Source organism: Pseudoalteromonas sp. (assembly GCF_018402495.1).
Taxonomy (GTDB): domain Bacteria; phylum Pseudomonadota; class Gammaproteobacteria; order Enterobacterales; family Alteromonadaceae; genus Pseudoalteromonas.
Map to the genome: position 1 here is coordinate 496121 of NZ_JAGYIU010000002.1, position 21988 is coordinate 518108.

The 21988-nt window shown below is 40.4% G+C and carries 18 protein-coding genes; 2 read left to right on the forward strand and 16 right to left on the reverse strand.

Annotated elements, in window-relative coordinates; genetic code table 11:
* Positions 1-130: 130 nt before the first annotated feature.
* From galU to rppH, 6 genes are all read right to left on the reverse strand, one after another.
* The gene (gene galU / locus KG708_RS07825; protein WP_213608851.1) at positions 131-1009 is read right to left on the reverse strand and encodes a UTP--glucose-1-phosphate uridylyltransferase GalU; all 879 of its coding nucleotides are present in this window, start codon (positions 1007-1009) and stop codon (positions 131-133) included.
* A gap of 24 nt (positions 1010-1033) precedes the next feature.
* Positions 1034-1885 (reverse strand): thymidylate synthase, encoded by an 852-nt coding sequence (locus KG708_RS07830; protein ID WP_213608852.1) that lies wholly within the window; start codon positions 1883-1885, stop codon positions 1034-1036.
* 13 nt (positions 1886-1898) lie between these two features.
* The gene (lgt, locus tag KG708_RS07835) at positions 1899-2702 is read right to left on the reverse strand and encodes a prolipoprotein diacylglyceryl transferase (RefSeq protein WP_213608853.1); all 804 of its coding nucleotides are present in this window, start codon (positions 2700-2702) and stop codon (positions 1899-1901) included.
* A gap of 12 nt (positions 2703-2714) precedes the next feature.
* On the reverse strand, positions 2715-3524 hold the full coding sequence (locus KG708_RS07840; protein ID WP_213608854.1) for a sulfite exporter TauE/SafE family protein: 810 nt from the start codon (positions 3522-3524) through the stop codon (positions 2715-2717).
* A gap of 65 nt (positions 3525-3589) precedes the next feature.
* Complete coding sequence (gene ptsP, locus KG708_RS07845) at positions 3590-5854, reverse strand: phosphoenolpyruvate--protein phosphotransferase (RefSeq protein ID WP_213608855.1); 2265 nt, start codon at positions 5852-5854, stop codon at positions 3590-3592.
* A 30-nt stretch (positions 5855-5884) separates the two neighbouring features.
* A complete protein-coding gene (rppH, locus tag KG708_RS07850; RefSeq protein WP_213608856.1) occupies positions 5885-6403 on the reverse strand; it encodes an RNA pyrophosphohydrolase in 519 nt (172 codons plus the stop codon).
* 521 nt (positions 6404-6924) lie between these two features.
* Between rppH and mutH the strand changes: the two genes are divergently transcribed.
* On the forward strand, positions 6925-7596 hold the full coding sequence (gene mutH / locus KG708_RS07855; protein WP_213608857.1) for a DNA mismatch repair endonuclease MutH: 672 nt from the start codon (positions 6925-6927) through the stop codon (positions 7594-7596).
* 236 nt (positions 7597-7832) lie between these two features.
* Here mutH and KG708_RS07860 read toward each other — a convergent pair whose 3' ends face one another.
* The 6 genes from KG708_RS07860 to rlmD form a co-directional block, all read right to left on the reverse strand.
* Positions 7833-8069: a hypothetical protein gene (locus KG708_RS07860; protein WP_213608858.1), complete on the reverse strand. Its 237-nt coding sequence runs from the start codon at positions 8067-8069 to the stop codon at positions 7833-7835.
* A 282-nt stretch (positions 8070-8351) separates the two neighbouring features.
* A complete protein-coding gene (gene eno / locus KG708_RS07865; RefSeq protein WP_213608859.1) occupies positions 8352-9650 on the reverse strand; it encodes a phosphopyruvate hydratase in 1299 nt (432 codons plus the stop codon).
* A gap of 101 nt (positions 9651-9751) precedes the next feature.
* Positions 9752-11386, reverse strand: coding sequence for a CTP synthase (locus KG708_RS07870; protein WP_213608860.1), 1635 nt, complete (start codon positions 11384-11386; stop codon positions 9752-9754).
* A gap of 161 nt (positions 11387-11547) precedes the next feature.
* On the reverse strand, positions 11548-12369 hold the full coding sequence (gene mazG, locus KG708_RS07875) for a nucleoside triphosphate pyrophosphohydrolase (RefSeq protein WP_213608861.1): 822 nt from the start codon (positions 12367-12369) through the stop codon (positions 11548-11550).
* A complete protein-coding gene (relA, locus tag KG708_RS07880) occupies positions 12350-14506 on the reverse strand; it encodes a GTP diphosphokinase (RefSeq protein WP_213608862.1) in 2157 nt (718 codons plus the stop codon). Before relA ends, mazG begins: the two co-directional genes overlap by 20 nt.
* 8 nt (positions 14507-14514) lie before the next feature.
* Positions 14515-15840, reverse strand: coding sequence for a 23S rRNA (uracil(1939)-C(5))-methyltransferase RlmD (gene rlmD, locus KG708_RS07885; RefSeq protein WP_213608863.1), 1326 nt, complete (start codon positions 15838-15840; stop codon positions 14515-14517).
* A gap of 101 nt (positions 15841-15941) precedes the next feature.
* Here rlmD and barA point away from each other — a divergent pair, with 101 nt between their 5' ends.
* On the forward strand, positions 15942-18728 hold the full coding sequence (gene barA / locus KG708_RS07890) for a two-component sensor histidine kinase BarA (RefSeq protein ID WP_213609333.1): 2787 nt from the start codon (positions 15942-15944) through the stop codon (positions 18726-18728).
* 29 nt (positions 18729-18757) lie between these two features.
* Here the strand turns inward: barA and pdxJ are convergent, their stop codons facing one another.
* From pdxJ to rnc, 4 genes are all read right to left on the reverse strand, one after another.
* Positions 18758-19489: a pyridoxine 5'-phosphate synthase gene (gene pdxJ / locus KG708_RS07895; protein ID WP_213608864.1), complete on the reverse strand. Its 732-nt coding sequence runs from the start codon at positions 19487-19489 to the stop codon at positions 18758-18760.
* A gap of 22 nt (positions 19490-19511) precedes the next feature.
* A complete protein-coding gene (gene recO / locus KG708_RS07900) occupies positions 19512-20204 on the reverse strand; it encodes a DNA repair protein RecO (protein ID WP_213608865.1) in 693 nt (230 codons plus the stop codon).
* Between the two features lie 182 nt (positions 20205-20386).
* Positions 20387-21319, reverse strand: coding sequence for a GTPase Era (era, locus tag KG708_RS07905; protein WP_013465632.1), 933 nt, complete (start codon positions 21317-21319; stop codon positions 20387-20389).
* Positions 21309-21986: a ribonuclease III gene (gene rnc, locus KG708_RS07910; protein ID WP_213608866.1), complete on the reverse strand. Its 678-nt coding sequence runs from the start codon at positions 21984-21986 to the stop codon at positions 21309-21311. Before rnc ends, era begins: the two co-directional genes overlap by 11 nt.
* Between the last annotated feature and the right edge of the window lie 2 nt (positions 21987-21988).

Below are 21988 nucleotides of genomic sequence, written 5' to 3' on the forward strand. Positions count from 1 at the left end.
ACCTAGGAATTAACATGAGTACTTTTTACAGGCAAAGCCTATTTGATGATAACCACCTACTGAAGTAGGTGGTTTAGGGGCTGAAAACAAAAAAAGCGCCATATAGGCGCTTTGAAAAATATAAATTTATTTAAATTAAGGTTTTAATAAAGGTTTTAAGCTCATCAGCAAATTCGTCACGACGAAGCGCAAATTCTATTGTTGCTTTTAAGTAGCCAATTTTACTGCCGCAGTCGTGGCTTCGGCCTTTCATTGCGTAAGCATCTACTTTTTCATTTTGCATTAGCATAGCAATTGCATCTGTTAGCTGAATTTCATCACCGGCACCTTGAGGGGTTTTAGCCAGTAATGGCCAAATATTTTTACTCAATACGTAACGACCCACAACGGCAAGGTTAGAAGGCGCTTCGTCAACAGCTGGCTTTTCGACCATGCTCTTAATTGATGCGCTTTCACCTTGATTTAGTTCAACATCGCCTAAATCTACAACACCAAACTTATCTACGTCATTTTTAGGCACAGGCTCAACCATAATTTGGCTGTGTTTAGTGTGCTCAAAGCGAGTGATCATTTCTGCTAAGTTATCTTTGGTTAAGTCGCTTTCTACATCATCAATAATAACGTCAGGTAAAATAACTACAAAAGGTTCATCGCCAATGATAGGCGCAGCACAGTTAATAGCATGGCCTAGGCCTTTTGCCTCACCTTGACGTACGTGAATAATGGTTACATCTTTAGGGCAAATAGACTGTATTTCGGCAAGTAATTGCCGCTTTACACGCTTCTCTAGCGTTGCTTCTAATTCAAAGCTGGTATCAAAATGGTTTTCAATCGAGTTTTTACTCGAATGCGTTACTAATACTATCTCTTTAATACCCGCGGCAACCGCTTCACTAACAACGTATTGAATAAGTGGGCGGTCTACAACTGGCAGCATTTCTTTTGGAATTGCTTTTGTTGCTGGCAACATGCGTGTTCCAAGGCCCGCTACAGGGATCACTGCTTTCATTATGCTCTCCTTAACTTTTTATTTTTAAACTGAAAATGGGTATTGAATAGCCTCATGGCATTGATAACCAACCACCTCAAAATCATCACGTGTTACCCATGTTTCTATGTCTTCAAGTGATTTAATCTTTGGATTAATTTTTAGCTGAGGAGATGCAAATGGTTCGCGCTTTAATTGCACATCTCGCATTAGCTCAAGCTGGTTTTCGTAAATGTGTGCATTAGTAATTTTATGATATGCCTTACCAGCCTTGTGGCCTGTAATTTGTGCAACCAACGCCAATAAAACAAAGCATTGTATTTGATTAAAATTTAGCCCAAGCGGCACATCGCAGCTTCGTTGATACGAGGTTAAATAAAGGGTATCGCCTAATAATGAAAAGGTGTGCGTATGCATACATGGGCGCAAACAGCCAAGCTCAAACTCACCGGGGTTGTAAAAGGTAATAATTTCACCGCGATCATCAATGCCATTTTTTAAATTATTGATAACTTTTGCTAACTGATCCAGTGTTGAACCATCAGGGCGTTGCCAGCCGCGTCCTTGAACGCCGTAAACACGCCCCATATCATCCTCACCTTTACGGTTGGGGTTATTTAACCAAGCACTGTTTTCATTAGCATTAGCATCCCAGGTTTTACAGCCTATACTACGAAACTGCTCTGCACTGTCATAGCCTCTTAAATATCCTAGCAGCTCTGCAATGGCGGCCTTATAATAGCTTTTTCGCGTGGTGATCATTGGGAACTGATTATTCGCCACATCGTATTCTAAATCTGCGTTTATAACGGTTAAGCAACGTGTACCGGTACGCTTATTTTCAACCCATTGCCCTTGGTCAATAATGCGCTGACATAACTCTAAATATTGTTTCATTTAACTTCTTCTTTTACGCTTTGGCTGCTGTTTGCGATTGTGGTTGTTTGTAAGCCCAAATAAGCAAACCTAATCCACCTATTATCATAGGTAACGATAAAATTTGCCCCATAGAAATAAAGTCAGCAAATAACCCCAACTGTGCATCTGGTTGGCGAAAATACTCAATACAAAATCTAAATACACCGTAACCGAGTAAAAACAACCCCGACACACTACCCGCAGGACGTGGACGCTTAATAAACCACAACAATATAACAAACAATACAAAGCCTTCAAAAAAAGCTTCGTAGAGTTGCGAAGGGTGGCGTGCAAGCGGCCCTCCCGTTGGAAATACCATGGCCCATGGGACATCGGTAGTGCGCCCCCATAATTCGCCATTAATAAAGTTACCTATACGCCCAGCAAGTAAGCCAACCGGCACTAAAGGTGCAACAAAATCACCAACCTGCAACAAGGACTTTTTACGCTTACTGGCAAAAATAGCAATCGCAGTGATCACCCCAAGTGTGCCGCCATGGAACGACATACCACCTTGGTCTATTCTAAATAAATATAAGGGGTTTTCGATAAAATAGCTAAATTGATAAAACAGAACATACCCAATACGCCCACCTAGTATAACGCCCAGCATGCTGTAAAAGAGTAAATCGCTGACTTCGTCCTTGGTCCAACCCGACCCTGACTTGTTAGCTTGACGATTAGCAAACCACATCGCAAACACAAAACCAATTAAGTACATTAACCCGTACCAACGAACGCTAAGTGGCCCAATAGAAAATATTATTGGATCAATTTGAGGAAACTCCAGTGCCATAAAAATAAACCTTTAGCTAAAAACCATTTTAATTGCGATGATAACAAGTAACACCGCGAAAACTTTCTTAATTGTCTTAACAGGTAGGTAATGTGTTGCTTTAGCGCCTATTGGCGCTATAAACCATGAGGTAACAACAATCCCAAATAATGCGGGTAAATACACAAACCCCATAAAACCATGCGCTAAGTCAGTTAGTTGCCAACCTGCGCTGACATAACCAATAGAGCCAAAAAAGGCAATTACAATACCACATGCAGCAGCGCAGCCAATTGCCTTTTTAATATCAACCGAAAAATAATGCAACATAGGCACAAGTAATGCGCCACCACCAATACCAATCAACCCAGACAATGCCCCCATAACCGCGCTAATACTGCCTAACACAGGGCCTGTAGGTAAAGGGTGTTGTGTGCTCACTTTATTACGAACAGAAAGCACCATTCTCATAGCAATAAAAACCACACAGATAGCAAACACCACTCGTAATATTTTCTCAGGAATAAAGCTAGCAGCAAAGCCGCTAATTAATGCGCCAACGGCCACGCCCGACATCACCCATGGGGCAACATTCCAAGGTACGTTATTGTTTTTATGATGCGCTAACGCTGAAGAAGTAGAGGTAAATAAAATAGAAGCTAAAGATGTTGCTATTGCAATGACGAGTACATGCTCAACATCAGTTACATTAAAAACAAGTAACAAGCTAGTGAGCACCGGTACAATAATTAACCCACCCCCTATACCTAACAAGCCTGCTAAAAAGCCAACAATACATCCTAACAGTGCGCAACTGGCAACAAATAGCCCTAGTTCATACATAGATATCTCTACTACATTTTATTATATGTATATTTTAATTGATTATATAAACAATAACAGCACTATCATTTAGGCGTATAAAATAAATTACCCAGCTGATGCTCTATCATAAAATTACGGGTTAAGCGCAGTACTTGTTTAGCATTGGGTTGTGCTAAACACTCATCAAGTAATTGTTCCATGTCACTAACATTTAAGCGCCTAAGCACCCATTTCACTTTATTTAACGACGATAAGTTCATACTTAAGCGCCTATAGCCCATGGCAATAAGTAAAATAGCACCTTCAGGATCGCCGCCAAGTTCTCCACATAAACTAAAAGGTAACTCATAGTGCTCGCACTCATTGGCAATATTGCTCAATACGCGCAAAACAGCTGGATGATAAGGATTGAACAAATCGGCTACGCGAGCATTTGATCTATCTACCGCTAATAAATACTGAGTTAAATCGTTGCTACCTACTGAGCAAAAATCGACTTTTTTAGACCACTCAGGCAGCATAAATATACTTGAAGGAACCTCAAGCATAATGCCAATATCTGGCTTTTCTATTAATTGCTCAGGAAATGCTTCACCCAATTCATAATAAGCTTGATTAAACAATCCAAGCGCCTCTTCAACTTCATCAGTGCCGCTGATCATAGGAAGCATTATCTTTAAATTGCCTAAGCCAATATTGGCTTTTAACATAGCCTTGAGCTGATCTAAAAAAAGTTCGGGGTGATCTAGGCTAATTCTAATACCGCGCCAACCTAAAAAAGGGTTTTCTTCGGTTATATTAAAATAATCTAAAACTTTGTCGCCACCAATATCTAATGTTCGCATAACCACGGGATTTGGATAGTAGCGAGTGAGTACTTCGCGGTACCACTTTTCTTGTTCTTGTTGAGACGGAAACTGCCCTTTTTGCATAAACCAGGCTTCGGTTCTGTAAAGGCCTACACCGTCACAAATATGGGCACTATTTTGTTGGGTATTGAGCTCAAGTCCAGCATTGAGTAACAAACTAATATGCTCTCCATCTAAGGTAGTGGCTGGCAGTGATTGCTCTTCTAAAAAGCGATTATTAAGTAAGTCATCTTGGTATTGTAACTGTGTATATTCTTTGATTAGCGTCTGCGAAGGGGAAATATATAAACGCCCAGCAAAAGCATCTAAAATCATTTCTTTGTCATCAAACTGCAATAGCGGTAAGTCTTCAATCCCCCAAATCGCCGGCACCCCCATCGCTCGCGTTAAAATAGAGGCATGGCTGTTAGCTGACCCCTTAATACTCACTACCCCAGCCAAACGCTCACTTGGCACCTCCGCCAACATAGAAGGCGTTAAAGTATGCGCCATTAAAATAGTGTTTTCGGGGTAATCTTTTATCGCATGCTCAGTATTGACTAAGTGATGAAGCACTCGCAAACCTATGTCTTTAACATCAACCGCGCGCTCTTTTATATAAGGGTCTTGCATTTGGTTAAACTGAGCAACTAAACGTTCAATCACAATTTTTAATGCACTTTTTGCACACCAACCTTCTTGTAACTGCGCCTCTACATTATGACCTAAGCTTTTAGCATCGAGTAATTGCTGATACACATCAAACACCGCCAACGCCTCTTGTGGTATGGTATCGCTTAATGTCATAGATAAAGTGTGAAACTCTTTGCGTGTTGCTGCAACCGCTTGTGAGAATAAGCGGCGTTGTTCATTTACATTGCTATTTTTAGTGAGCTCTATAGATTTAAAATTTAGTTTAGGAATAACAACAAAAGCTTTACCAATACTAATACCTGGTGCGCTAGAAACCCCTTTTAACACCGATGTTTGGTGAGATGACTCATCTTGACGCAATATTTCTTTTATCTCAGCATGTGCTAATTGTGAAGCCAACTGCGCAGAAAGCGTAATTAAAAACGACTCTTCATCTTGAGAAAATACCCGAGCCATTTTTTGTTGCACAACAATAACGCCCAATATTTTTTTTTGATGCACAACAGGCACCGATAAAAAGGCATTGTAGCTTTCTTCATTAACTTCGGGGGAAAGTTTAAAACGAGGATGGGCTTTAGCAAACGCAATATTAATAGGCTCTTCACGTTGAGCAACTAAGCCTACTAACCCTTCGGTAAAACCAATTCTAAATTTGCCCACCGCATCAGGGTTTAATCCTTCGGTGGCCATAAGTACAAAATTATCTTGGCTGTAATCAGCAAAATAAATAGAGCAGCACTGAGTATTCATGGCATCTTTAACCATTTTTACAAAGCACACTAACGCACTGTCTAAGTTAGCCTGTTGTGAAACAGACTCAGCTATCGCTCTGAGTGTTGCCAGCATGTGCTACTCCTTTATTATATTACAAAGTGACTACCTTTTATTTCGCCAATGATCCTTATGCTGCTCTCGTTTATTAAAGGGCATAGCAAAAGGAGCAAACTCTTTCATAACGCGTCGATAAACATCCCGTTTAAACGATACAACCTGTCTTACTGGATACCAATAGCTAACCCAACGCCAATCATCAAATTCAGGGTGATGGGTTTTGAGTAAGTTTACATCTTCATCTTTACAGCGTAGTTTCAGTAAAAACCATTTTTGTTTTTGCCCAATACACACCGGACTTGAGTCTCGGCGGATTAATCGTTTGGGTAATTTGTAGCGTAACCAATGTTTTGAGCTTGCAACTATTTCTACATCTTCTGGTCGCAAACCTACTTCTTCGTGTAATTCACGGTACATAGTCTGTTCTGGTGTTTCACCATCATCAACACCTCCTTGGGGAAATTGCCAAGAATGTTGACCATAGCGTCTGGCCCAAAACACTTGCCCCTGATTATTGCAAATTACAATTCCGACATTGGCACGAAAACCTTCGGCATCAATCACCTTAGTGCCTCATTTGTAAGTCGATTTTTTATGATTGTTCCACATTAGCCGCAATACGGCAAATACTATTACAAACAAGCTTCTGTGTTTAAAGCGAATTCACTGCTGAATCAATTGTATGTGAATAACAAACAACACGGGTGTGAGTAAATACATAAAAAACCATACTGTTTGTGCTGGTTACTCACAGCTTGTGCATAACTTTTGTAAAACACGCTCATTTAGCAAACAAATCCACAATGCAAGATCAAAAAAGCGATGTTCTCCACAGTTTCTGTGGATAAACATGTTTATACATCTGTATTTATCCTTGCAACAATTATAGACCCTAATTAAAACTGCACACTAAAATTAAAAAAAACATTGTAGTTCAGTTGTTTAGGTAAATTTATAATTTTAAAACAGTGCATAAAATTACATCAAGTACAGCAAGTATAAAAATCAACCAGCCGCTAAAGATATCCACTACTGAGCTAATTTGCTATCATGGTAGTGGTATTTATTCAACTAAAATAAAGCGTATGCAACCTTTAAAACCTAATTCAATCAATCAACTAATGCAACGTGTTAATGCTATAGCTGGGCTTACACTTGGACAACTAGCGCAACAGTATCAGTTTAAAACACCGGATGATTTATTACGCGAAAAAGGCTGGACAGGCCAACTGATTGAATATGTTTTAGGGGCAACCGCTGGGTCAAAACCACTCCCCGACTTTGAAGATTTAGGCATAGAGCTTAAAACATTGCCCATTTCATATAAAGGTAAACCGCTGGAAACCACTTTTGTGTCGGTCACCCCGCTAATGAATGTCACCGGTATGACTTGGCACACAAGTAGCGTACGTAAAAAATTAAATCATGTTTTATGGTTACCTATTTTAAGTGAGCGCGACATCGCCCCGTTTGATAGAACCATAGGCAGCGGCTTTTTGTGGCAACCAACGCCAGCGCAAGATGCTAAACTGCAGCGAGATTGGGAAGAACAAATGGAGCTGATAGCGCTTGGCAGGGTTGATGAAATATCAGGCCATTTAGGCGATGTAATGCAAATACGGCCAAAAGCCGCTAATAGCAAAGTAGTTACCGATGCCATAGGCCCTAACGGACAAATTATACAAACCCTGCCCCGTGGTTTTTACTTAAAAACCAGCTTTACTGGTGAAATTTTAAAACAGCAATTCACTTTGTAAGCGCTTTATTATCAGGAATCTCGTTGAGCACTTTGTTAATAACGTAAAAAAAATGAAATAGACCTAAAAGAATATTCACAAACGTCAAAACCAAACTTATACCTATACTACTTTTAGTATTAGAGTTTTTATTTAGAAAAAAAATAAAGCCTGAAAAAATAAGCAAAAATGGTAAAACGAGAATGTAATAAAAAGATGGGTGAAAATACATTATTTTAAACTCCTAAAAAGGGGAGTTACCCCCTCAATTCAAATTTTTGAGCGTTGCGATCCAGCTTTTTTATTGATGTATAAATACACCAAATAAAATGTGCAAACCCAGCTGGGAAAAATAACATCGTTAAAATAAAATTAAGTGTAACGTTATGTTTAACGTTTGTTTTTGATGTCGCTTTTTTTAATAGATTAACCATTATAATTGCTACAGGCAAAAGAAATAACAAGTAGCTAAAATCATTGACGGGAATATTCATTTAATTAACGCCATTAAACTGAGTAAACATGGATGGAGACAGCAAAAATATACTAATAAAAGAAAAGTAAAATAATATTTTCATCATAATTCCTTGTAAATGAGAAGTGAAATTAACAAAAAAAAACCTGAAGGCAACATAAAAGCAAGCTTAGTCAAAATTAAGGGTACAGCCACCTTCTTATATCAAAATTCACTTTTTTCATTTGAAATTACTTACACGCATAAAAAATCCCCGCACCAGCGAGGATTTTATAATCTTAAAATGTCAGATTCTAAAGAATTACTGACCTTTCACTTCTTTTAAACCATTGTACGGTGCTTTAGCGCCTAATTGCTCTTCAATGCGTAGCAATTGGTTGTACTTAGCAACACGGTCTGAACGGCTTAATGAACCTGTTTTGATCTGGCCTGCAGCTGTACCAACTGCTAAATCTGCAATAGTTGCATCTTCAGTTTCACCAGAGCGGTGAGAAATAACTGCTGTAAAGCCTGCATCTTTGGCCATTTTGATTGCTGCTAACGTTTCGGTTAGTGAACCAATTTGGTTAAATTTAATTAAGATTGAGTTAGCAATGCCATTGTCGATACCACGTTTTAAAATCTTAGTATTGGTTACGAATAAGTCATCACCCACTAATTGCACTTTATCGCCAATAAGTTGAGTTTGATGTGCAAAGCCATCCCAATCAGACTCATCTAAGCCATCTTCAATTGATACAATTGGGTATTGCTCAGTTAAGTCTTTTAAGAAGTAGTTAAACTCTTCTGATGTGAATTGCTTGCCTTCACCTTTAAGGTCATAGATATTTGCTTCTTTGTTGTAAAACTCAGATGCAGCACAGTCAAGCGCAAGCGTAATATCTTTACCAAGCTCATAACCGGCATTGGCAACAGCCACTTTAATGGCGGCAAGTGCCGCTTCGTTGGAGGCAAGGTTTGGGGCAAAACCGCCTTCATCCCCAACGGCGGTTGAATGGCCATCTGCTTTAAGCACTTTTGCAAGGCTGTGGAATACTTCAGCACCCATGCGCAGTGCTTCACGGAAGTTAGTCGCGCCAACCGGTTGGATCATAAACTCTTGAATATCGACTGAGTTATCTGCGTGCTCACCACCGTTAATAATGTTCATCATTGGCAGTGGCATAGAATAAACACCCGGCGTGCCGTTTATGTCGGCAATGTGCTCGTATAACTCTACTTTTTTAGACTGAGCAGCCGCTTTTGCGTTAGCAAGTGAAACAGCTAAAATTGCATTGGCACCTAGTTTTTCTTTGTTTTCAGTACCATCTAAATCAAGCATTACTTGGTCTACATCGCTTTGTGCTAATGCATTTTGACCTTTTAACGCTTCAGCAATTTCATTATTAATGAAGCCAACCGCTTTTAATACGCCTTTACCTAAGTAACGCGCTTTATCACCATCACGTAATTCTAATGCTTCGCGAGTTCCTGTAGATGCACCTGAAGGTGCAGCTGCGCGGCCCCATGAACCATCGGCTAAATAAACTTCAGCTTCTACAGTTGGGTTACCACGCGAGTCCATAATTTCACGACCGATTACTTTTACGATTTCTGACATCTTGATTCCTCTATATTCCCAAAATGGTGAGTGCGGCTAACCTTACTTTGGTTAGCCTTAAAAACAAAAAAGGCCGCGCAATATGCACAGCCTTTTTTAAATTACGAAGACACTTTTTGATGAGCGTGAGCTGCTGCCACAAACCCTTCAAATAGCGGATGACCATCGCGTGGTGTTGAAGTGAATTCCGGATGGAATTGCGCTGCAATAAACCAAGGGTGATCTTTATTCTCAATAATCTCTACTAGCTTTTTATCTTCAGATAAACCTGAAAAGCTTAGTCCAGCTTGCTCCAGCTGTGCTACAAAGTTGTTGTTAACTTCGTAACGGTGACGATGGCGTTCAACAATTTCGTCGCTGCCATACACTTCGTGTACTTTAGAGCCAGGCGTTAAATGGCATTTTTGTGCGCCTAAACGCATTGTGCCACCTAAATCAGACTTTTCATCACGTACTTCTACGTTACCCTCAGCGTCTAGCCACTCAGTGATTAAACCAACCACTGGAGCCTCTGAGTTTGCATTAAATTCTGTTGAGTTTGCATCAACTAGGCCAGCAACATTTCGTGCGTATTCAATTAGCGCAACCTGCATTCCTAAACAAATACCTAAGTAAGGCACTTTGTTTTCACGGGCATATTTAGCCGCTAAAATTTTACCTTCAACACCACGACCACCAAAACCACCTGGCACTAAAATAGCATCTAAACGAGAGAGAACATCCGTTCCTTTGGTTTCTAAATCTTGTGAATCAACATATTCGATGTTAATCGTTAAACGATTTTTTAACCCTGCATGTTTTAATGCTTCGTTTACTGATTTGTAGGCATCTGGTAATTCAATGTATTTACCCACCATACCAATAGTTACTTCACCCGTTGGGTTAGACTCTTGGTATAACACTTGTTCCCACTCAGCTAAATCAGCTTCAGGCGCGTCTAAGTGAAAACGACGACATACAAAGTTATCTAACTCTTGCGATTTTAATAACGCAGGAATTTTGTAAATACTGTCTACATCAGGCAGTGAAATAACCGCTTTTTCTTCAACGTTTGTGAACAATGCGATTTTTGCACGCTCGTTATTTGGCAGCTTACGATCTGAGCGACAAATAAGAATATCTGGTTGAATACCGACTGAGCGTAACTCTTTAACAGAGTGCTGAGTTGGTTTTGTTTTCACTTCACCGGCAGGGCCTAAAAATGGCACTAACGTTAAGTGAATAAATAGCGCACGTTCACGACCAATTTCTGTGCCCATTTGACGGATAGCTTCGATAAATGGTTGTGACTCAATATCACCTACCGTTCCACCAATTTCAACGATTGCTATATCATGGCCTTCTGCGCCATCATAAACACGTTGCTTAATATCATTAGTAATATGAGGAATAACCTGAATGGTTGCGCCAAGATATTCACCACGTCTTTCACGACGAAGTACATCTTCATATACGCGCCCTTGCGTAAAGTTGTTACGACTGGTCATTTTGGTGCGAATAAAACGTTCGTAGTGACCTAAATCAAGATCGGTTTCTGCGCCGTCTTCTGTAACGTAAACTTCACCATGTTGAATTGGGCTCATTGTGCCTGGGTCAACGTTGATGTAAGGATCCAGCTTTAAAATGGTAACATCTAAGCCACGGGCCTCTAAAATAGCGGCCAACGATGCTGCTGCAATACCTTTACCCAACGAAGAAACAACTCCGCCAGTAACGAAGATAAATTTTGTACTCATGCGAACCCTAGAATATCAGGAATTAAAAGGAATATAATACCCAAACAAGTGATTTTGGAATATAAACAAGACGGGGCGAAATTGTACCAAAGCACGGCTGAGCAATCCAGCTAAAAATGGTAAATCTGTGCACAAAAAACAGACATTTTTTATCCCCCTGCTTATTTAAATTTTTTTATTGCATCCCATGCTGCATCCATTTCCTCTAAAGACGCAGATTCAATACACTTGCCTTGTGCAATTAAGTAATGCTGTACCTTTTCAAATCGTGCCGAAAACTTATCGTTTGCCCTGCGCAGTAGTTGCTCGGGGTCACGTTTAACATGACGTGCCACATTAACGGTTGCAAATAGTAAGTCACCAAGTTCTTCTGCTGTATGCGCTGAGTAAGGATCATCAGCTAAGGCTTCTTTAACTTCTTCAACCTCTTCACTCACTTTATCAATAGCACCGTGATAGGTAGGCCAATCAAAACCAAGTGCAGCAACACGTTGCTGAATTTTTTTGGCTTTTGTTAAACTTGGTAAATTTGTTGGTATATCTTGCCAAAGCACTGAGCCTTCATTTTTAGGCCTAGCCGCACGCTCTTGTGCTTTTATTGCTTGCCACTGCGCCGCTAATTCGGCATCGGTTGTGGGGGTGTTTTGCGCTGAAAATACGTGCGGATGACGACGCACCAGCTTTTCATTTAATTGCGTTACGACATCGGTAAAATTAAATAATTGCTGCTCTTGCGCTAATTGTGCATAAAACACAATTTGAAATAGCAAATCGCCAAGTTCATTTTTTAGCTCCGCCAAATTGTTCGATTCAATGCAATCAGCTACTTCGTAAGCTTCTTCTAGGGTGTGAGGCACAATTGATTGAAAGGTTTGCTTAAGATCCCAAGGGCAACCGCCCTGGGGATTTCTTAGTGTTTGCATAATTTCAAGCAGTTGGCTTAAAGCCTCAGTATTGGTTTTATTACTGCCCTCGTTTTGCACTGTGCACCCCTTCTATCTGGTGTAATTTAGAAAGCACTTTATTTGTTCCCTGTAGGTCATGTACTTCTATTTGCATTATGAAAATAGCGGTTTGATTATTATCAACCGTATTCACATTCATGCTAAGTACATTGACTTTTTCATTGGCAAGTGCACTGCTAATATCACGAATTAATCCAGAACGATCACTGGCTTCAATACGAATAGTCAAAGCATAAGAGCTGTTAATTTCATCTGACCAACTGACTGAAATTACGCGCTCTGGGTGCTTATTTTTTAAATTGCTAAACGAATCGCAATCCTCACGGTGCACAGCAATGCCTCGCCCTTGCGTGATATAACCAATAATTTCATCTCCAGGTACTGGGCGACAACAACGAGCAACATGGCTCATTAAGCTGCCTACTCCATCAACGACAATGCCGTTTTTATCGCCCGTCACTTTACTGGGCGATTTAAAACGAATAACTGGCTCGTGCTCTGCTCTATCGGTAATAAAGTTGAGCATTTGGTTAAGACGAATATCGCCAGCACCAATGGCGACCATTAAGTCGTCAAGCTCTCTAAAGTTAAAGCGCTTTATAGCAGGGTCTAAATCTTTGTAATTGAGCTCTAATTTTTGTAATTCGTTATCAAGAATTTCTTTTCCCGCACTTAAATTTTTATCACGGTCGAGCTGTTTAAACCAATGGTGTATTTTCGCTCTAGCCCGAGACGATTTAATATAACCTAACGACGGATTTAACCAATCACGACTTGGATTTGGCTGCTTTTGAGTGAGTATTTCAACCTGATCGCCAGTGCTTAACTGATGAGTAAACGGCACTATTTTGCCAAATATTTTTGCACCAATACAGCGATGCCCCACATTGGAGTGAATGTAATAAGCAAAATCCAAGGGGGTTGCGCCAAGAGGTAAGTCAAAAATGTCTCCACGTGGCGTAAATACGTATACACGATCTTCAACCACTTGGTTTTTGAGCTCTTGGGCTAAATCGCTGCCATCCACCACTTCTTCTTGCCATTGCAGCAACTTACGTAACCAGCTAATTTTTTGTTCATAGCCTGAACCACGCCCTGGCAATGCCCCCTCTTTGTACATCCAATGTGCGGCAACACCTAGCTCCGCGTCTTGATGCATATCTTGGGTACGTATTTGAATTTCAACGGTTTTACCTTCGGGGCCAAATACTACGGTATGAATAGATTGATAGCCATTTTGTTTTGGGGTCGCAACGTAATCATCAAATTCTTTATTTAAATGGCGCCAATTGGTGTGCACTATGCCTAGGGCACCGTAGCAGTCTTGCAGGCGCTCAACCACAATTCGCATCGCGCGTATGTCAAACAGCTGATCAAACTCGTAGTTCTTCTTCGCCATTTTTTTATAAATACTGTAGATATGTTTTGGCCTGCCGTATACATCAGCTTTAATACCCGCTTCATGTAGGCGCTGTTTTACTTGATCAACCATATCAGCCATATACGCTTCACGGGCAAGGCGTTTATCATCAAGTTGCTTAGCGATGTTTTTATAAATATCGGGGTGTAAATACCGAAACGCTAAATCCTCTAACTCCCATTTTAATTGGCCAATACCAAGGCGATTGGCAAGTGGTGCAAAAATGTTAGCGGTTTCTTTAGCGGCTATCACTCGCTCTTCTTCGGCGGCGTCTTTTACGTTGCGTAAATGGCATACCTGTTCAGCTAATTTAATTACCACGGCACGCACATCTTCCACCATAGCAAGTAGCATACGGCGAATATTATCAACCTGTACAGTGCCATTACCTTGATGAGCCAACGTACTTATGGTGGCCATTTGTGATACACCGGTTAATAACACCGCAACATGATTTCCTAAATGCTCTTGGACAGCATCAATACTTACCACATCATTTAAATAATACGGTGTTAAGTAAGCCGTGGCTAACGAGTCAGCATCTAAATTTAGCTCAACCAAAATCTCTACCATTTCGATGGCAGTATTTTGGCGCTCGGTATTATCACACGTTTGGCAAAGTTGCTGTGCTTTATTGAGTAGGCTTATTTTTTCTTCAGACAAATCGAGGGAGTCTACCCGTGAAAAAAAGTCACCCGCTTTGTCATCTTGATGAGATTGACGTGTCGCTACCATAATGCGCTTTACCTCCGTTGAAATAACGCCATAGTTTCGATATGCCCCGTATGCGGAAACATATTCATCAGCCCTATTTTATTAAGTTCGAAGCCTGCTTGCGAAATAATAGCGCTGTCACGGGCTAAAGTAACAGGGTCACAAGAGACATATAAAATCGCTTTAAACTGTATTAATGGAAGCTGCTCTAAAACTGCCATAGCACCAGTACGAGAAGGATCGAGTACTAAAATATCTAACTCTTTATTAAACCACGGTGCTTTTTTAATACTCGTGGTTAAGTCAAAACAATGAAATTGTGTATTGGTAATAGAGTTAGTGTGCGCATTTTGCGTCGCTAATGCAACCGCCGAAGTAACGCCTTCAATTCCCGTTACTGTTTTAGCCTGTTTAGCTAGCACTAAGGAGAAGTTACCAATACCACAAAATAAATCCAGTACATTTTCATCGCCTTGCAGCGCTAACCAATTCGCAGCTTGGATTAACATGGCCTGATTTACGCTGGCATTAACTTGAATAAAGTTACTAAGCCCAAACTCAAATTTTATATTTAACTGATCAAGCTTATAAAATGGCATAGCTAAATGTGAATGATCAATTGTATCGCTATCACTTTGCCACACGAGTTGCCAATCGTGAGCTGCCACACTTTGCTCAACAAACGCTTTATCTGTGGATGAAATCGCTTTTGTATGACGAATAATAATAAAGTGTTGCTCATCTGCAGCGCATAACTGCAAATGACTAATGCTATGCAGCGCCTTGTTATGATTAATTAAGTTATCAAATACGTTAAATACATCACTAAATACGTTACTCAATATAGGGCATTGATTAATACTGACTACACTTTTAGAGCCACTTGCTCTATAACCTACTCGCATTTTTTTTGCCGATTTGTCGTACATAACAGCAATGCGGGCACTGCGCCGATAATGCGTTGCTTGGCTTAGCAGTGGAGCTTGCCAGTTTAAATCGGTTAATTTTGCAAACTTGGCAAATAATTGATTTACCGCTACTTGCTTTTCTATCACTTGTTGTATGGCATCTAAATGCTGTAACTGGCAACCACCGCATTGATTATAATGCTCACAAATGGGGGGGATACGATATTCACTGGCTTTGAGTATTTTAAGCGTATCGGCTTGACTGTAGCGCGCTTTATCATCAATTAGCTTGGCTTTAACTCGTTCACTCGGTAATGCCCCACTGACAAAACACACTTTATTGTTGTACGTTGCAATACCGCGACCATGATGATCCATTGTTGTAATATCAAGTTCAAGTGATTGCTGTTGCAGTGGTTTTTTCTTTGCTTTAAATATTTGTGCCATTAGGCATTACCTTAAAAGGTTAGTGAATCTTTCATGCTTTGAGAATAACGGTGAGTATGTATATACTCACATCCAATAAAAACGATAACAATACTCAAATTATGACCAAACTAGGCTTGCGCGATTCTGTTTTAACACTCACCCTGATCCCCACAGTGATCATCGGGCTATTACTGGGTGGCTATTTTACAATAAATCGTTACATTGAGCTTGATGAAATTTTATATCAACAAGGGATAACGATTGCTGAACCTTTAGCTATAGCTCTTGAACAACCCTTACTAGAAAAAAATAAAAAATTACTTAACCGCGTTATTCGCTATTCGCACAATAAACATTCACCTGCGGTTAAATCGATTGCCATTTTTAATGATAACAACCAACTCATTATAACCAGTAATTATCATCGCTCATTCGACACCTTAATTGAGCAAGCGCAATTAAATGACGCTAACGCCACTTATGTTCAACAAACTGATGACTTAGTGACTTTTTTTACCCCTATCATTAATCACACAACACCTGATAATGGCTGGGATAGTTCACAATTTCAAACCTCATTAGGCACCGTAGTAATTCAGCTTAACCGCGATAAAGCTGTTATTGGCCAACAACGTGCATTATTAGTCAGTGGTATTATTATTATTCTCGCCTTGGTGTTAGCGGCTATTTTAGCGCTTAGACTCAGTGGTATGTTTATGACTCCGCTTAATAAGTTAGTACTTGCTACCGACAGGCTAATAGAGGGCAAAAGACAAACCGGATTAACTGAGCCAATGAGTGGCGAATTTGAGCTATTACGCGAGGGACTCAATACTATTTCTCACTCCATGGTGATGCAAAAAGATGAGATGCAAAAAAATATTGATCAGGCAACCAGCGACTACCGCGAAACACTTGAACAATACGAAACACAAAATATTCAGCTCACTATGGCTAAAAAAGAAGCCCAGGATGCTAACCGCGTTAAGTCGGACTTTTTAGCTAAAATGAGCCATGAGTTACGCACACCACTTAACGGGGTAATTGGATTTACTCGCCAGCTTTATAAAACGCCGCTGAATAAAAACCAAAAAGATTACCTCGATACCATTGAGCTTTCAGCTAACAGTTTAATGACCATTATTAGCGACATATTAGATTTCTCCAAGTTAGAAGCAGGCGCTATGGAACTTGAATCTATTCAGTTTCAACTGCGCGATAGTGTAAACGAAGTAATGACCTTACTCGCTCCTAGCGCACACGACAAACAACTTGAGCTATCTGTTTATATTAACCCTCAGGTGCCCGATCACTTAACCGGCGATCCCACGCGGCTTAAACAAGTCCTCATAAATTTATTAAGTAATGCGATTAAATTTACCGAAAAAGGGGCCATTAAAGTAGATATTAGCCATCGCTTACTTGATGAAGAGCGCACCTCTATTTTAGTGTCGATTGCCGATACTGGCGTGGGTATTCCAGCCGATAAACAAGATGCATTATTCACCGCGTTTGGCCAAGCCGATTCTAGTATTACCCGCAAGTTTGGTGGCACAGGGTTAGGACTGATTATTACCAAACACATTGTTGAGGCAATGAATGGCCGTATTACCTTAAATTCAGCCCCTGGTAGTGGCACATGCTTTACGTTTAATGGCGTATTTAGATTACCAAATCATGTATTTACTAATGATTTACCTACTCAGTCATTAATTGGTAAACGTGTTCTTTATTTAGAGCCGCACAAGCACACTCATCATGCCGTTGCCTCATTATTACAAGAATGGCAAATTAATGTTACTCACAGCTACAGTGAGACTGAATTTTTAGAATGTATTAATAAATCAGAAATCAATTTTGATATTTGTCTTATTGGTCACATGGCATCGGTTGACGATATGCAACGCTTAAAAAGCTATGTAAAGGCTGTTAGAGAATCCACTGATTATTTATATTTAATGCTCAATACTGTGTCGCACAATATGCGTGAAGCCTTTATTGGCAGCGGTGCTGATGCGTGTTTGAGTAAGCCTCTTAATCACCGTAAGTTATGTGAGTTACTTGCTGCGCCTTATAGACTCGACCACCCTGCACATAATATTGAACAACATGAACAGACTCTACTGCCGCTAAAAGTGTTAGTAGTGGATGACAATGATGCCAATTTAAAATTAATTTATACCCTACTAAACGAACAGGTTGAGCTAATAGATACCGCTCATAATGGATCGCAAGCGTATAGTTTGAGTAAGAGCCATAAATATGATGTGATTTTTATGGATATTCAAATGCCTATAATGGATGGCATCACAGCATGTAAACTCATTAAAGAATCATCACTAAATGAAGATACTCCCATTATTGCCGTGACCGCACACGCACTCAATAGTGAAAAAGAGCAATTATTAAAAGATGGGTTTGAAGGTTATTTAACTAAGCCCATAGATGAAGATATGCTAAGCCAAATTATTTGCGATCACAGCCCGCAATTACCAGTGAGCCGAGATAAATCAAAAAGCACTTTAGCGCATGCCCCTGCCCCCTTTGAAAGTACGCGCCTTGACTGGACGCTAGCACTTCAACGTTCAGGCGGTAAAGCAGAACTGGCCAATGAAATGCTTAATATGTTACTGCTAAGTGTGCCTGAAACCCTGAACTTATTAAACCAGGCAATAAGTAACGAAGATTGCCAACAAGTACTGAGCGTTATTCATAAGTTCCATGGCGCATGCTGCTACACAGGTGTACCCAAATTAAAAGCATTGGCTGAGGTTATTGAAACCTCACTTAAAAATAAGTGCACACTTGAGAATATAGAGCCTGAGTTGTTTGAGCTGCAAGACGAGCTTGAAAACTTACTCGTTGATGCCAATATTAATAGCGATAGTAAAAAAGACGAGCAGTAGCTCGTCTTTTAATATTGTTATTTACCAATCTAAGCGCGCGCTTCAAGCATTAAACGCTTCATATCACGCACTGCTTTATCTAAACCATCAATCGCTGCACGGGCAATAATAGCGTGGCCAATGTTTAGCTCGTAAATCTCTGGCATCGCTGCAATTGGTTTTACATTGTGATAATGCAAACCATGACCCGCATTAACAATTAAGCCAATACTCGCAGCGTACTGTACACCTTGGCGAATGTGCTCAAGCTCTTTGGCGATGTCTTCATCGTTGGTGGCATCAGCATACGCCCCAGTATGAATTTCAACATAAGGCGCACCACACACCTTTGCTGCATCTAGCTGCGCTTTATCAGCATCAATAAACAGTGATACTTTAATGCCAGCTTGGGTTAATGTTTTAGTCGCAGCTGCTATTTTATCTATATTGCCTGCCACATCTAAGCCGCCTTCAGTGGTAAGCTCTTCGCGTTTTTCAGGCACTAAGCATACATATTCAGGTTTAACCTCAAGCGCAATCGCAATCATTTCATCGGTTACTGCGGTTTCAAGGTTCATGCGTGTTTGAATGGTTTTAGCCATTACATACACATCGCGGTCTTGAATGTGTCTGCGGTCTTCGCGTAAATGAATCGTAATACCATCAGCACCGGCATGCTCTGCAACACTCGCTGCATGAGCTGGATCAGGGTAAGAAGTACCGCGTGCTTGGCGAAGCGTTGCAATATGATCTACGTTCACGCCTAAAAGAATATCTTTCATTTTAATACCTGTGAAATTACGTTTATTGAGAAGCCGTAAATAACTCACGACTTTTTAGTGGCTTGTTGCCCAACAAGGGTTTTAATAAATAACGACTTAATTGCTTTGCCATATATAACACATCTGCTTGGCTAAAGTCATGATTTGCTATGGCATTGAGTTGTGAACCCGTAAATCCTGAGCGCGAGTCATGCTGCACCGCAAACCCCATTTCTGCAAAATAGCTATACGTTTGTGCATCATCAATTGGTTCACCATCCGCATCAACACTAAAATCGACACCATAACCGAGTAGCTCCAGTAATTGAAACTCATAAGAGCGCAGTACCGCTTGCATATTCGTGTCACTATTTAAGTTTTCAAGATGCGTATTATAAAGTTGAAACACTTGATCGATAGGTTCATTAATCGGCACAATCCGATTAGTTAGCTCGTTTAAATAAAAGCCACAGTAAAGCTTATCCCCGGTTAAAAATAACGGGTTACCATGAAGCTCAAATTTATTGATGTACTTTAAATCGTATTTACCATTGTAATGAACGAGTAAGGTTTGGAATGGTTGGAGTTGGGCTTTGTATTTTGTGGCCTGGCGGCCACTCACTCGTGCGAGCATTCTAAGTTGGCCAACGCCCTCTACTAGCATATCTAACATTACTTGCGAGTCGCTATATGGACGCCGATGTAATAAATAAGCTTTGTAAAAGTCGCTGTCCATGTTGTACCAATTTTATTAAAAACATGATCATTCTAGCGTATTAAATAATCCGCTACCTGCGTTAAAAATTATTTATATAGAACAATATGTATCATAATTTTCGCCTTGTTATCGACTTATTTGTTTGTCGCTATAATAGACCACTAATTTAATGCAATTGGTATTAGACGATACTATCGCTATTAATCTTCACCGTAACCTAAGCTTCTTAAGGCACGTTCATCGTCAGCCCAGCCCGATTTCACTTTCACCCATAGTTCTAAAAACACTTTATTTTCAAGCATTTCTTCTAGATCTTTACGGGCTTCACGGCCAATTACTTTCAGCTTTTCGCCTTTGTTACCGATCACCATGCGCTTTTGCGTTTCACGCTCAACTAGTATCAAGCCATTAATATGCCAAATACCGTTTTCTTGCCATTTAAACTGCTCTATTTCCACAGTCACTGAATACGGTAACTCTTCACCCATAAAGCGCATTAGCTTTTCACGGATAACTTCAGCCGCCATAAAGCGCATTGAGCGGTCAGTTACGTAGTCATCAGGAAAGTAAAATTCGCACGGTGGTAACCGCTTAGTCACTTCTTCTTTGATCAGGTTAATGTTTTTACCCTGAGTCGCAGATACGGGCATAATACCGACAAAATCAAACTTATCGCCTAAAAACTTCATATGTGGAAGTACAAGGTCGCGATCTTTCACTTGGTCAATTTTGTTAATAACTAACAATACCGGCTTGCCACTTTGGCTTACTTTGTTAAGTACCATGTCGTCATCGGCATTCCAATGAGTGCCTTCAACCACAAAAATGATCAGCTCAACATCACCAATTGAGCTAGACGCAGCACGGTTCATTAAACGGTTAATAGCACGCTTTTCTTCAACGTGCAGGCCTGGGGTATCGACGTACACCGCTTGGTGCTTACCCTCAGTATGAATACCCATAATACGGTGGCGCGTGGTTTGTGGCTTACGTGAGGTAATACTGACTTTTTGCTCAATAATTTCATTAAGCAGTGTTGACTTACCCACATTAGGACGGCCAACAATCGCAACCATGCCACAAAATGTGTCTATTTCGCCTTCATGAGGCTGTATTAAGGTATCAAGATTCATTTTTAAGTATCTTCAATGCTTTTTCGGCCGCTTTTTGTTCGGCTTTACGCCGTGAGCTGCCAACAGAAATAATGCTATCCATTCCATCAACGATACATTCAACCGTGAATGTTTGATTGTGTGCCTGACCTTTAGTATCAACTACGGTGTAGCCTGGTAATGATAGCTTACGAGCTTGCAAATACTCTTGCAGCAGGGTCTTAGGATCTTTTTGGTTAAGCCCTGGTGAAATAGCATCTAAACGTGATTCATACCACGTTAAAATAAGCTCGCCGCAGCGATCTATGTCTGAATCTAAAAATACAGCGCCAATAATAGCTTCAACTGCATCCGCTAGGGTTGACTCGCGTCTAAAACCACCACTTTTTAGCTCGCCAGGACCTAAGCGTAGGTAATCACCAAGCTCAAATTCAAGGCCAAATTCAGCTAACGTCTGACCGCGAACTAAAGTCGAACGCATTCGGCTTAAATCGCCTTCGCGTGCTTTAGGAAATTTAGCGTACAGTGCATTGGCAATGACAAAGCTCAAAATCGAGTCACCCAAAAATTCGAGTCGCTCATTATGTTGACCTTTGTGGCTGCGATGCGTCATTGCTTGCTCAAGTAACCCTTGATCAGCAAATGTGTAGCCAATTTTTTTGTATAACTCTGTTACATTTTTTTTCATTG